Origin of the sequence: Staphylococcus cohnii species complex 1663 (genome assembly GCF_041008415.1) — a bacterium.
GTDB classification, from domain to species: Bacteria; Bacillota; Bacilli; order Staphylococcales; family Staphylococcaceae; genus Staphylococcus; species Staphylococcus ureilyticus.
This window is the reverse complement of record NZ_JBFDVL010000005.1, coordinates 291951-306035: the sequence shown is the minus strand read 5'-3', so window position 1 is coordinate 306035 and position 14085 is coordinate 291951. Positions and strand designations below refer to the sequence as shown.

Below are 14085 nucleotides of genomic sequence, written 5' to 3'. Positions count from 1 at the left end.
GTACTATTATCGTTTGTAGAATCAGAAGTTGATTCATCAGAAGCGACCTCAGAGTCAGCAACATCAGAAGCATTATCATCTTGAGCAACATTAGCGTTATCATCATTCTGATCTGCTACGTTAGTGCTGTCGGTTTTCACATCAGTACTTATAGAAACATCATTATTTACTGCTTGGGCATCTGTATTTTTATTGCTGTCAGAATTATTTTGATTTTCTTGATTTTGTGTAGAATATGTATTTTGACTTGATGTGTCTTTGTTTAGTTCGTCTAATTGTGCATCATAATTTTCAGGTTCATCTGACTTGAGTTCTTGCACTTGACTTGGATCATTGTATGTTTGTGTCCCTGAAATATTTGTCGTTGGATTACTAACTTCAGATTTTATTTCTTCGCTTTGCTTTAAGGTATTTTCATCATTCAACACATTTTTATTTGATTTCTGATTTTGTGTATTATCAGCTGCATGTGCATAATGGGTTGTCAAAGCTGTACCAGCTAACGTCAATGCAACTATTGAAGGTACCTTATAATTCAACTTTTTATTAGTCATTTAACTGCCCCTTTTATTATTAATATTTAATACCATTATAATACGAAGATAGTTTAATTGAATTGATTTCATAGATTTGTAATATAAAATTAATCTTATTAAGACACTAAAAAAGTAGAAATAATTTAAGAAAAGGCGGAAATACGCCTAATTTTAAATATATTAAAATATTACACTCTTTGGAATATTACATAATAAAGATGTACATTAACTGCAACTTTATTAAATTATTTAGTTCAAATTGTTTTATTCATTAAAATATGTTCAATATTTTCTTCTAAGAAAATATCACCTGAAGCTTTATAACCTAAAGATTCATAAAAGCGTTGTGCATGGCATTGGGCATTAAGCGTTAACATATTATACCCTTGTTCTTTTGCTACTGTTTCAATAAAAAGCATTAAAGCTTTGCCATGACCTGATTTTCTATGTGATGGTAAAATTGCTACGCGCTCAATTTTTGCTCCATTTTGATAGGGTCTAAACCTTCCAGTTGCAAAAGGGGAGTGTAGTTCATCATAACCTATGACATGAGTAGCGGTAGATTCAAATTGATCTATTTCATTTTCAAGCGGGACTCCTTGTTCATGAACAAAAACTGCTTTTCTAATTTCGTATGCATCATCCAACATTTTAGATGTAGTAACCACTTCGAACATGATAAAACCTCATTTCTTTTGAATATAATAAAACTACCCTATCACATTTATAATGTAATAGGGTAGTTATTTAATGTATTATTGAGCTTCTTGACGTACTAATGCAGTATATTGCCAAAAAATTCTCATTTGTGCAATATTCCAATTGTTCATCCCCATAGTAAAACCTGACGGCCTAAATAAATTGACGTCTGTTACTTCAAGGGCTGCTGCAATTAAATATTGTAGTGGTACACTAAGTTCTTTCATTGTTTCCGTTATACCATTTTGGTCATAAACCCAAGAAAAAGGTAGTTCTGATTCAAAAACATCAACTTTATCAAAAATTTCGGGTAGTGCTACGATATAACATGCACCGTCTACAACAGGGTTGGTTTCACTATCCTTGTAGTAGATTCGTAAAGCTTCATAGTTTTCACGATGTGCGTGATTAACATAGAAAAATTCATTTCTAAAAAGTGCCATATCCTTACTATGGATTAATTGTTGTTCTAAAACGTTAAACATACCGTTTATATTCGCTAATTTTTCATATGTTTTTCGTGACATGTCGCGATCTCCTCTCTACAGCTTAATATAGATTTGTTTGTAATTCTTGTGTGTTTTGTTGTTGATTTGGATCCTGCTGCTGTTGGTTAGGATCTATTTGTTGGTTGTAATCAGATTGTTGATTTGAATCGTTCGGTTGCTCTGTCGTTTGGTTATTATCTGTTTGATTCATATTATTTTGTTGATTTTCATTTGTAGAATTTGGATCTTGTGAATTTGAATTATTTTGTTCCGATTGTGAATTTGAATCGTCTTCATCTTCCTCAGAGCTATCTTTTTGATTTTTACGTAATAAACTACTATCAATTTCTGTTTGTGGTACGAGTGTACCATAAAAGTCGATGACACGTTTATTTAAGAAATCGTCTGTATCTTTAATTTTAGGTAAATTTAAATCGCTGCGCAAAAGATTTGCAGTATCTTGTATATTTTTAATATTAGGATTATAGTAATAAACACCATTTAAATAATCATCTTGACCTTCTAGCTGTTTACTTTTAATTTTAACATCATCTTTTAAGTAAGATGTAGCTAGTGCTTTTACTTCTTTGTAACTTAAATTATGCTTCGCGTTTTTACCTACTATTTCAATTACATCATCTAATTTACTGAATGAATCTGCTTTTTGAGCTTTAATAAATAGCTTTTTAATTAAATCCATCTGTCTTTGGCCACGTTTTAAATCTGAATCTTGATGACGTGTTCTAGCGACTGCTAAAGCTTCATCTCCATTTAGTTTTTGGTGACCTTTTTTCACTTTTATTTTTCCTGTATCGTTTGTATTTGGTTCAGAAATATTATATGGAACATCGTATTCAATGCCACCGAGTTCATCAACGGCATCCACGAATGCTTCCATGTTAATTCTTACATAATAATCAACGGGCACATTTAATGTAGCTTCTACTGAATCCATAGAAGCTGTAGGGCCGTTGTATGCATGTGCGTGTGTAATTTTATCATAATAGCCGACTTCGGGAATGTAACTGATTGTATCGCGTGGGATACTTAACATTCGAATTTGTTCTTTATCTGCGTTAAAAGTAGATAATATCATTGCATCAGTTCTTGATTGTTCAGCACTTTGCCCATTCTTTTCACGACCACTATTATCATCGATACCTAAAAATAAAATAGAGATTGGATCTTTAGACGGGTTTACTTTAGATTCACGAATACTTGATTCTCTAGAAGTATCGCTCGTATTCAATGAATGCTCAAATGCACCTTGTGACGATTTAAGTAATAAAACGGCAAATATAACTGGAACAACTACAAGAATTAAAGATAGAAATATTAAAAGGTATTTTAAAAATTTATTCATGTATGAAGCTCCCCATCGTATGTGATTTTGTATATATTACAATATTGATCTAATGTTAAGTTTTTGATTATTTCATTAAATTATTGTAAAGAGAAATTTGTACTATAACTTATAATTTTATAACTAACATTAAAAAATATCAACTAAGAATTTATCCTACTAAAGTTTGAATTATAAATTGGCGTACAGTTGACCATTAAAATATTCTTAATGAAAATAAAAGAAATAATTATTAAGAAAAACGACATGGCTAAAATGATTTATTTATAAACTTACGATATAATTAGCATATGTTAAATGTTATCAATGATTGATAATATTAATATTTTTACTTAAGCAAGTTTTTAAGCAGAGATTTTAAAGTCATAGCGATTTTTGGTATTTATTAAATTAAATCAAAGATAATACCGTATGAATAAATTGTTAATATATTGAAGTTTCAAGGAGGATATAACCATGAAATCAGAATGGTTGGATAAATTAGATGAAAGTTTAGTAAAAAAATTTTATGAAGCACAAACAGAAAAAGAAATAGAAGAAGGGTTTAGCGGAAACCTAACATTTGGCACTGCTGGAATACGTAGTACTTTCGGTTTAGGACCGGGTCGATTGAATGCATTTACAGTCCGCAAAGTTGCATTGGGTTTATCGCAATATTTGAAAGCAAAATTTGATAATCCATCCATCGTAATCCATTTTGACACAAGATTGTTATCGAAAGCATTTTCAGAAGAAATGGCGTCTGTTTTAGCTCAAAATAATATTACTACGATTTTATCAGAAAATTACAAATCCACACCTGAATTATCATTTGCGGTGAGATATTTAAAAACAAGTGCAGGTGTGATGATTACTGCTAGTCATAATCCCAAAAACTATAATGGGATTAAAATATACGATCAAAACGGTGGACAATTATTACCCAATGAATCAGAACATTTAAGTCAATATATTAACGCTATTGAGCATCCACTACAGATTGATAGAGATGATTTTAATTTATTACTCGAAGATAATAAAATCACATATATGTCAAATGAAGTCACTGAAGCTTATAAAAATGAAGTGAAAGATTTAGTAGGGGATATTCCTGAGAAACAAGCTAAAGTCGTACTTACGAGTTTACATGGTACGAGTTTACCTTTGGCTTCTGATATATTATCAGAATTAAACTATGATAACTTTGTTATTGAAAAAGAACAGTCAACCCCAGATGGTAATTTTCCAACTGTAGCGATAGCTAATCCTGAAGATGAGGCTGTTTTTGAACGCGGTATTAAGCTCGCAAACGATACAGATGCACAATTAATTATAGCGACTGATCCTGATGCTGATAGATTGGGTATAATTGAACGTTATAATGACCAAACGTACAGATATTTTAATGGAAATGAAATTGGTATTTTGCTTACTAAATTAAGATTCCAAGATTTAGTAGAAGAAGGTAAGCAACTATACATGATTAAATCTATAGTCACAAGTGAACTTGCGGAAAGATTAGCCTTAGCATTAGATGTAGAAGTGAATAATGTATTAACAGGATTTAAATACATTTCAAATTTATTGGAAACAGAAAGTGCTCATCAAGATAAGCAATTACTAATTGCTTTTGAAGAAAGCCATGGCTATTTAGCAAAGCCATTTTCAAGAGACAAAGATGCAATACAAATGGTTCCTTTATTAATCAAATATAAAAATTTATTAGCGAATAACGGAATGACATTTAAAGATACAATAGAAGATATTTATGCGCATATCGGTGCATATAAAGATAAAACTCTATCACCGACATTTGAAGGCGCAGAAGGCATTGAAAAAATCACTAAAATAATGGATCAATTTAGAAATAAAGATGTTTCAACGATTTGTGGTCTTGAAGTAGCACAAGTTGAGGATTACCAATTAGGTACCATTAAAAATTTAAGAGAGGGTAGTACTGAGGCATTATCATTACCTGAAACCAATTTAATTCGCTTTATTTTTGATGAAGGTTTCATTGCATTGAGACCTTCTGGTACTGAACCTAAAATCAAGTTGTATTTCTCATTAAATATAGAAGATATTGATGCTTTAACAAATCAATTTAAAGAGGAATATATCAATCATATAAAATAACAACAAAGAGGCAACAACATGAAAGTCAACAAATATAAAATAATCATTGTTTTAATCATTTTCATATTTTTGGTTTTAAGTTTTACTGGTTATAGACACTATAAACAAATGAAAGATTATATTAGTCCTTCAAAGATTTCAACCAAGGAAAATGAAAAACAATCATCTAAGAAACAAAAAAAGTTAAAAACAGTCGTTGATCACAAACATCCACAAATTAATAAAATAGATGAATATTTGGAACAAACTCATTTTAATGGTACCATTGCGCTTTTTGAAAAAGGTAAACTTAAATTGAATAAAGGCTATGGTTATCAAGATTTTGAAAAGAGTGAAGAAAATAATGCTAATACGATGTTTTTAATTGGCTCAGCACAAAAATTTTTGACAGGTATCATGTTAAAACAATTAGAAATTGAAGACGAGATTCATATGATGACGCCAGTAAAGCATTATTTAGAATGGTTTGATTCAATTTATCCACTTTCGATTAAGCAACTAATGTTACATCAAAGTGGGTTATATAAATATAAAGCTAATCCAAAATTTAAAGATTTAAATGATGCAACACATGCAATACAACAGAGAGGTATCAACCCTTTAGAATATAATAAATATCAATATAACGATGCTAATTATTTAATATTATCGAAAGTAATAGAGACGGTGACACATAAGTCTTATATGCAGAATTTAAATGAAAGATTAGTGAAACCATATAATTTAGAATATACGGCACGTTATAGTAATTTAAATTTTCAAAAATATATGGCTGTTGGTTATAAAAATGATAAATTAACTGGAAGACGTATTCGTCAAAAACCTAATATATTAAATCAATATGATGGGGCAGGTAACCTTTACATGTCTCCTTATGATATGGGGAAAGTGGTATTAAATTTACAAGACAATAGAATTTTTGACGAAACAACGACCATGCCTTTTATTCATGAAAGTTTGACTACACAATATCCTAGACCATACCGATACGGCTTTTATTCTTTTGCTGATAAAAATAGAATTAATGGCATTTTTTTCGGCAATATATTCACAGTATATTTTAATGATAATTATGTTATTGTACTAGCAACGAATTATGACAACGGCAAAATGAATAATGAATATAAAATGAAACATATTTACTTTAAGTTATTACATCAAGATGGTCATTATAATAGAGTAAAACAGTTGTATTGAAAGGGAATAGTGATAGGTGTGTGTTAATATCACTGATTAAAACATAACCGTCAATTTCTATCAAACCACGATAGAAATTGACGGTTTTTCTTTTATAATAAGTTGTTTATGTTTTGAGGACAAATTATAGTTCATGTTTCGCAAAATGCATGCTTTTTATACGGTAATGTTAATTAGAGATAAATACATGCATGATATATCTCGCTAAATTAGTTTGTCCATGGATTTCCTTAGAAAAGGTGTGTTAGTTTTTCTGCAAAATAAATACTTTTTTGTTTTGTAAGATGCAGACTGGATTGTCGTAGATATGATTAATTACGAATCTGAGTTCATACATATGATCAAAAATTGTAAATAATAAAAGATGAGTCAAGCGATTTGTGTATTAAAATTTTACTTACAATACTTTAAAGCATCGATAAACATCTGCTTAAAGATATTTGCTTGTACTGACATTACTACGGTTGTATTAGGAAATTGAGATTTGAAGTCAACTACTGAAGCACCCTTGGTTAATTTGCCATCTGTTTCAATTTGCACATCAGCTTCTCGTACAACAAAGTGTTCTGGATGCAGTAGATAAAGCAATGTATAAGCATCGTATACATTAATACCTTTTTCAAAATCGTCTCCTCTATAATGTTTGAATAACTGATGCAACATCTTACCAGTCTCGTTGATTGATTTTAGTTCATTAATTGTTTCATGTGTCAAACTAGAACTTCTAGCAACATCTAATCCTATCATTGTTATAGGTAGGCCAGAATTAAATACGATTTGAGCAGCTTCAGGATCACAATAAATGTTAAATTCAGCTAATGGTGTTACATTACCTCGAGATGCTGAGCCACCCATTAATACAATTTCTTTAATGTATGCTTTCACTTCAGGATAAGTCATTAATAATAATGCAATATTCGTTAATGGGCCAATAGGAATAAGTGTGATAGGCGTTTCGCTTTTGAGTAAAACATCTCGCATGGCCTCAACAGCATGAGTAGAATCGAGATCACTTTCATTGATTTCTGGGAAAGTATATCCTTCCATTCCCGATTCACCATGTACTTCACTTGCATCTACAATAGCTGATAAAAGTGGTTGTGAAGCACCTCTATGTACAGGTACATCGCTATTAAAGAAACGTTTGATTTTTAATGCATTAGCAGTTGTTTTTTCGATTCCAACATTACCATTGACTGTAGAAATCATTTTCAAATCAAATTCTGGATGGTTTAAAGCAAAACTAATCGCTGCTGCATCATCAATACCTGGGTCTGTATCAATAATAATTGGTTGTTTCATAATTATCTAATCCTCCTGTTACAAAAATAGCATTATCAATTATATTCTACATCTTTTGGAGAAAGAAATGTTACAAAGTAAATTATTTAATGAAAGGTATAGGTGAGATGGATACGTGAATAAAAAAAAGACTTCTCTTTCGAGAAGTCTTTTTGGGATTATAAGTGGCTTGAGTGTCCACCTTGCATTACCCAATACGTACCAATAACTGTAATTAGAGTAATGATAACCGCAAATATAACTTTAAACCCTTGTACATTTCCATCTTTACCTTCAGTTAAGTGCATGAACATTAATAATTGTACTGCAGCTTGGATAAAGGCAAAGCCAAAGATGATTGTAATCTTAGCATTTAGTGCCATTGATGTGTATAGGGTTACGAATACTGCTAAAATAGTCAAAACGATTGAGCCAATAAAACCTACTGTGTGTTTTACAATTGTATTCATCCGCTAAACACCATCCCTATCATATATACGGCAGTGAAGATGAAGATCCAAACAACATCTAAGAAGTGCCAATATAAACTTACTATAAATAATTTAGGAGCATTATCTTTATTTAATCCACGCATTGCAACTTGAATTAATAGACATGTAATCCAAACAATCCCTAGAGATACGTGGGCACCATGTGTTCCTAAAAGAATAAAGAAACTAGACCAGTAAGAACCAATAGTTAAGTTAACACCTTCTGAGACATAGTGAGCAAACTCATAAATTTCAAAGCCTACGAACACTACTCCGAATAGTAAAGTGATAATCATCCATATTGTCATTAATTTTGCTTTTTCTTGTCTCATATAGTAAATAGAAATACCACAAGTGTAAGAACTAATTAATAACGCAAATGTCATTATTAAAATTAGGGGTAATTCGAACATTTCAGTTGTCATTTTACCGCCATAATCGCCACCGTGTTGAAGCGTTAATAGGGTTGCGAATAGCGTACCGAATAATGAGACTTCCGCTGTAAGGAATACCCAAAAGCCAAGTCTATTTAAATTACCTTCATGCGAACGTTGATCAATAGTGTTTGCATCATGACTCATGACTTACAGCCTCCCTTTCTTTAATACGTGCTTCACGTAAACGTTTTTCGGTTTCTGCTACTTCAGAAGCTGGAATATGATAACCGTGGTCTACTTGGAAACTGCGGTAAATCATAGTACCAAAGATACCTATTAAGCAAATAACGGCTGGAAGTATAGTTTCAAAGACAAGGAAGAATCCACCGATTGTGAAGAAAATTCCCATCCAGAAACCAACTGGCGTATTATTTGGCATATGGATATCAGAATAATTGTGATTATCTAAGTAGTGTCTACCGTGTTCTTTCATATTTACAAATGTATCGTAGTCATTCCAATCTGGTGTAATAGCAAAGTTGTATTTAGGTGGCATTGCTGAAGCAGTTGACCACTCTAATGTACGTCCTAAGCCATCCCAGTTGTCACCAGTAGCTTCACGTGGTGCTTTGAAGAAACTATATACGATACTAGCAACTAAGAACATAAAGCCTAGTGCCATCATTAATGCACCGACAGTAGAGATTGCGTTTAGCAACCACCATCCATCTTCTGGCATATAAGTGTATAAACGACGTGGCATACCATCTAATCCAAGGATGAATTGAGGTAAGAAACAAACGTTAAATCCAATCATGAATAACCAGAAACTCCATTTGTTTAATGTCTCGTTTAACTTAAATCCAGTCATCTTAGGCCACCAGAAAATGAGTGCGCCTAAACAAGCAAATACAACACCAGCTACTAATGTGTAGTGGAAGTGAGCAACTAAGAAGTACGTATTATGGTACTGATAGTCGGCTGCTGCCATTGCAAGCATAACACCAGTTACACCACCAAGTAAGAAGTTAGGAATGAATGCTAATGCGAATAGCATAGGCGATTCAAATGTAATTCTACCTTGATATAAAGTGAATAACCAGTTAAATAATTTAACACCTGTTGGTATACCAATCAGCATAGTTGTGATTGAGAAGAATGAGTTAATTAATGCACCATTACCCATAGTGAAGAAATGGTGAACCCAAACTAAGAAACTAAGGAATGCGATACCTGCTGTTGCCCACACCATACTTTGGTGACCAAACAGACGTTTACGTGCAAATGTTGGAATAATTTCTGAATAAATACCGAATGCCGGTAGGATAACGATATAAACTTCGGGGTGCCCCCATACCCAGAAGAAGTTAGCCCATAGCATTGGCATACCACCATTTGCGACTGTAAAGAATGCAGTATCGAAGATTCTATCTGTTGTAAACAGTGCTAGCGCAACTGTCAATACTGGGAAAGCCAAAATAACGATTAATGCTGTAATGAAAGTAGTAACCGTGAACATTGGCATTTCCATAAATTTCATTGTAGGTGTTTTACATCTAAGTATTGTTACAAAGAAGTTAATACCAGTCATTAGGGTACCTATACCAGAAATCTGTATTGCGATAAGGTAGTAGTTAACCCCAGGTCCTGGACTGAATTCTCCTGCGAGTGGTGCATAGTTAGTCCAACCAGCTGCAGGTGAGCCTCCGATTATAAATGATAGGTTGAATAACAACATACCAGAGAAGAATAACCAGAAACTTACGTTATTTAATACAGGGAATGCAACGTCTCTTGCACCAATTTGAAGAGGTACAATAACATTCCATAAACCAAAGATGAAAGGCATCGCCATAAAGATAATCATTATTACGCCGTGCGTACTAAAGACTTCATTATAGTGATTTCCTTCTAAGAATGTATTATCTGGAATTGCTAATTGTGTACGCATCATTAGGGCATCAATACCACCACGTACGAACATTAATACAGCACAGATTAAATACATAGCACCAATTTTTTTATGGTCAATAGACGTGAACCATTCTCTGTATAGATATTTCCACAATTTAAAGTAAGTAATTACTGCGATTACTGCGATGATAGCAAACGGTGCACCAATCTGCGCCATTGTAATCATCCAGTTACCTTGAACGAGTAATTGATCCCATGGGAAATTCATTAATGTCCACCTCCATGTTCATGGTCTTTTTTCTCAGCTTTAGATGCTTTTTCATCTTTAGCACCTTCTGAGATTTTTTCCATTTCATCCATATTATGTGATTCTTCATCTTTGAATTCACTATCATATGGTTCATTATTGCCTAGAATCATAGCTTTCATACCATGACGTTCATAGTTTGCGTTTGTGATTTGAGGTTTACGTGCAGGTTTATTCGGTTTATCCAATACATCTTTTTTAATTTCTTCAGGTGTATTGAAGTTTGGATCTTTCTGTACGTAATTGAAACGATCATAAGCATGGAAAATATACTCAGGATCAGCTGCTGGATCAACAAACGCCATGTGCGTACCACTGAAAGTTAAGTTTTTATTTTCAGTAGTTGGTAAAAGTTGTTTATCAAAAGTATCTTGATCTAATTTCTTTTGACTTTGAGCATCTTTTACCCAATCCTTAAATTTACTTTGGCTAACAGAATTAACATCAAATGTCTGACGAGCGAATCCTTCACCGTTGAAGTTTGAGTTACGTCCTCGGAACGTACCTTCTTCGCTAGCAGTTAATGTCCAATCCATTGTCATACCAGTCATCGCGTATTTTTGACCACCTAATTGTGGTATCCAGAAACTTGTCATCATATCCATTGATTGGAGTTTGAAGACAACAGGGCGATCTTTAGGTATTGTTAGGTGGTTAACAGTTTCGATTTTTTCTTCAGGATAACTGAAGAACCACTTATAACCAGCGCTTGTTGCATAGACAACAAGTGGATCGTCTTGTTTTTCCGGTTTAGCTTCATACATATAAAGCGATTTTACTGTAGGAATCGCTAAAGCGATAACGATGATCACCGGAATGATAAACCAAATTGTTTCAATTAAAGAATTGTGGTGCATCTTACCAGACTCGTCTGTTTTGTGTAATCTATATTTATATAGGAACAGAGCAAACATGATAAGTACGGCGGCAATAATAACAAGCATGAAGATGATTGAATAAATAATCAAGAACTTCGAGTCACTTGCTACCGGCCCTTTTGGGTTTAAAACTTCTACATTTGAACAACCACTAAGTATAATTAGTGAGCCAAAGAGTAGAAGCAAAGACTTAAATTTTGACACTTTTTTGACCTCCTAATACTACAATTGTAGGGCTTACCATCAATTTTAAGATATTACGCAATATTTACAAGTGTTTGTGCAAAAAAAATTATTGTAAAATTAAAAGAAACCCAACAAACTCAACGTCTGACGGGCTTTCAAAGATTTGTTAAAATTATGTGTACATTTTGTGAAAAGTGTCATATTTTAGGCGATAGGATAATTTCACACCAAAATTAATTGTTTGAAGTGAATTTCATCGTGACATATGTATTCATATACTATTTATTTTACTTCAATATATCTTACTGATTTATTCGTTGCACCTTCTGAATCTTCTACAGTATATTCAATTTTATATTTGCCTTCTTTTTCAGTGTTAATATTTCCATCTACTGAAATTTTGTGCGTTAAGTCACCATCTTCTTTATCATAGGCACGTACGCCATTTAATAAATTATAGTTATTTCCTTTATCGATGATAACATCGTTTGTTCCTTTTAATTCGGGGATAGAATTTTCTGTAGCTTCTGCACTTAGATTAGGTGAAACAAGGGTTGCAGATACCCCGAGTGCTGATAATGACTGCATTAATTTATTCATAACGTAAACCTCCGTATGAGCGTCATTTATTTTTTATCTTAAATACACTATATTTTATTTTGATAGAAATTACATCGTACTATAGTCTTAATATAACGTAATTGTGTAAATTAAGTTATAATTTTTCGAAAAAATTAAGTTAACTGTAATAAATTTTTAAAAAACGTAAAAACTACTAAAGAAAATTGAGTGTTTTTGAATAAAACCTTATTGATGGATGTTTTAATAATTTAAGAACTGTTTTAGGAGATGGTTTAAAAATGAATATGAGCGTGGGAAAGAAATCTGATTTTACGAAAAAAGATTTTGTCTGCTTATCTGGCCATATATGATTTGAATTGAAAAGTATAAAATATTTAACTGAACTTCAGCTTACAAACAATTCTCACTTACGCAATTTGTTCGTTTTGTAAAAAATGATTTGAAGTTTTATATAAGGAAGATAGTAGATCAACACGGCCTATATTTCATAAAAGTAAAATAAACGTCAATTTCTATTGTAATCACCTAGAAATTGACGTTTATTCATTAGTTTGAGATATGAAATCTCAGTTTTGCCTGTTATTAAAATGTTTTTAAATTAAGCGTGTGATTGTTATTCAATACCTCTACGCATTTTTTCGGCCATAAGTGTATTGTTTAATACCATTGTAATAGTCATTGGGCCAACGCCACCAGGTACAGGTGTAATAGCACCAGCAATTTCTTTAACTTCATCATAGGCAATATCACCTTTTAATTTTCCGTTTTCATCTGGTGTATTACCAACATCAATTACAACTGCACCTTCTTTAACATCTTCTTTAGTAACAAGTCCAGGACGTCCAACAGCACTAACGATAATATCAGCGTTTTTTAAATGTTGGTGCATGTCTTTAGTTCTTGAGTGAAGTATCGTTACTGATGCATTTTTTTGTAATAACAGTTTTGATACTGGTTGACCTACAATATGACTTCTACCTATAACAACAGCATCTTTTCCTTCTAAATCAATGTCAGCATGATTTAGCAATTCCATAATACCAAGAGGTGTACAAGGTACAAAAGTTTGTTGGTCAATATATAATTTACCTATATTTTCAGGATGGAATCCATCAACATCTTTAGCGGGGTTAATTGATTCTAGAACTTTTTGTTCGCTAACTTGATCTGGTAGTGGCACTTGAACTAATATGCCACTGACACTGTCATCCTCATTTAAGCGTTGAAGTTCACTTAATACTTTTTCTTCACTAGCACTTTCATCTAAATGTACGATTTCAGAAATCATGCCTATTTTTTCTGCAGCTTTCTTTTTAGAATTCACATAACTTTTACTAGCACCGTCATTACCTACTAATATTACTGATAATTTTGGCGTGTAACCCTTAGTTTGTAAAGCTTCGACTTGATCTTTTAGACCTTGTCTATAATCCTTTGCGATTTGTTTCCCGTCTAAAATTTTTGCGACCATGAAAAAATCCTCCTCCAATGTATGAACTTTACTTAACTTTAACATAATTAACATCATGTTTTTCAACCAAAAGACGAAAATTTAAAGATTTTTTTGCTTTAAAGTTCGATTTTTGATTGAAAAAGCGATTTTTAGTTGTTATGCTATATCTGTAATATACATCTAATAGACGTAACATTTCAAATTTCTGAAAGGGTGTT

Annotated in this window: 12 protein-coding genes and 1 pseudogene; 2 read left to right on the top strand and 11 right to left on the bottom strand. The window is 32.3% G+C overall.

Annotated features, from left to right (window positions below; translation table 11 throughout):
* From AB1J10_RS08510 to AB1J10_RS08495, 4 genes and pseudogenes are all read right to left on the bottom strand, one after another.
* Positions 1–554 (bottom strand): annotated as a pseudogene (locus AB1J10_RS08510) (GW dipeptide domain-containing protein); the annotation flags it as partial.
* 236 nt (positions 555–790) lie between these two features.
* A complete protein-coding gene (locus tag AB1J10_RS08505) occupies positions 791–1213 on the bottom strand; it encodes a GNAT family N-acetyltransferase (RefSeq protein ID WP_070038052.1) in 423 nt (140 codons plus the stop codon).
* A 78-nt stretch (positions 1214–1291) separates the two neighbouring features.
* Positions 1292–1762 carry a DUF2538 family protein gene (locus AB1J10_RS08500; protein ID WP_019468155.1) on the bottom strand — a complete coding sequence of 157 codons (471 nt, stop codon included), beginning with the start codon at positions 1760–1762 and terminating at the stop codon, positions 1292–1294.
* A 22-nt stretch (positions 1763–1784) separates the two neighbouring features.
* Positions 1785–3086 carry an LCP family protein gene (locus AB1J10_RS08495; RefSeq protein ID WP_046207908.1) on the bottom strand — a complete coding sequence of 434 codons (1302 nt, stop codon included), beginning with the start codon at positions 3084–3086 and terminating at the stop codon, positions 1785–1787.
* Positions 3087–3542: 456 nt separating this feature from the next.
* Here AB1J10_RS08495 and AB1J10_RS08490 point away from each other — a divergent pair, with 456 nt between their 5' ends.
* Positions 3543–5201: a phospho-sugar mutase gene (locus AB1J10_RS08490; protein WP_064209117.1), complete on the top strand. Its 1659-nt coding sequence runs from the start codon at positions 3543–3545 to the stop codon at positions 5199–5201.
* A gap of 18 nt (positions 5202–5219) precedes the next feature.
* Positions 5220–6398 (top strand): serine hydrolase domain-containing protein, encoded by a 1179-nt coding sequence (locus tag AB1J10_RS08485; protein ID WP_046207906.1) that lies wholly within the window; start codon positions 5220–5222, stop codon positions 6396–6398.
* A 393-nt stretch (positions 6399–6791) separates the two neighbouring features.
* Here AB1J10_RS08485 and rihC read toward each other — a convergent pair whose 3' ends face one another.
* The 7 genes from rihC to folD form a co-directional block, all read right to left on the bottom strand.
* The gene (rihC, locus tag AB1J10_RS08480; protein ID WP_064209116.1) at positions 6792–7700 is read right to left on the bottom strand and encodes a ribonucleoside hydrolase RihC; all 909 of its coding nucleotides are present in this window, start codon (positions 7698–7700) and stop codon (positions 6792–6794) included.
* Positions 7701–7858: 158 nt separating this feature from the next.
* On the bottom strand, positions 7859–8149 hold the full coding sequence (gene qoxD, locus AB1J10_RS08475) for a cytochrome aa3 quinol oxidase subunit IV (RefSeq protein WP_046207904.1): 291 nt from the start codon (positions 8147–8149) through the stop codon (positions 7859–7861).
* A complete protein-coding gene (gene qoxC / locus AB1J10_RS08470; protein WP_046207903.1) occupies positions 8146–8751 on the bottom strand; it encodes a cytochrome aa3 quinol oxidase subunit III in 606 nt (201 codons plus the stop codon). The genes qoxD and qoxC overlap by 4 nt, the downstream gene beginning before the upstream one ends.
* Entirely contained in the window at positions 8741–10729 is a 1989-nt protein-coding gene (gene qoxB, locus AB1J10_RS08465) for a cytochrome aa3 quinol oxidase subunit I (protein WP_046207902.1), read from the bottom strand. Before qoxB ends, qoxC begins: the two co-directional genes overlap by 11 nt.
* On the bottom strand, positions 10729–11850 hold the full coding sequence (gene qoxA / locus AB1J10_RS08460) for a cytochrome aa3 quinol oxidase subunit II (protein WP_046207901.1): 1122 nt from the start codon (positions 11848–11850) through the stop codon (positions 10729–10731). Before qoxA ends, qoxB begins: the two co-directional genes overlap by 1 nt.
* Positions 11851–12114: 264 nt before the next feature.
* Positions 12115–12432 carry an immunoglobulin-like domain-containing protein gene (locus AB1J10_RS08455; protein ID WP_070038044.1) on the bottom strand — a complete coding sequence of 106 codons (318 nt, stop codon included), beginning with the start codon at positions 12430–12432 and terminating at the stop codon, positions 12115–12117.
* A 595-nt stretch (positions 12433–13027) separates the two neighbouring features.
* The gene (gene folD, locus AB1J10_RS08450) at positions 13028–13885 is read right to left on the bottom strand and encodes a bifunctional methylenetetrahydrofolate dehydrogenase/methenyltetrahydrofolate cyclohydrolase FolD (protein WP_046207899.1); all 858 of its coding nucleotides are present in this window, start codon (positions 13883–13885) and stop codon (positions 13028–13030) included.
* Between the last annotated feature and the right edge of the window lie 200 nt (positions 13886–14085).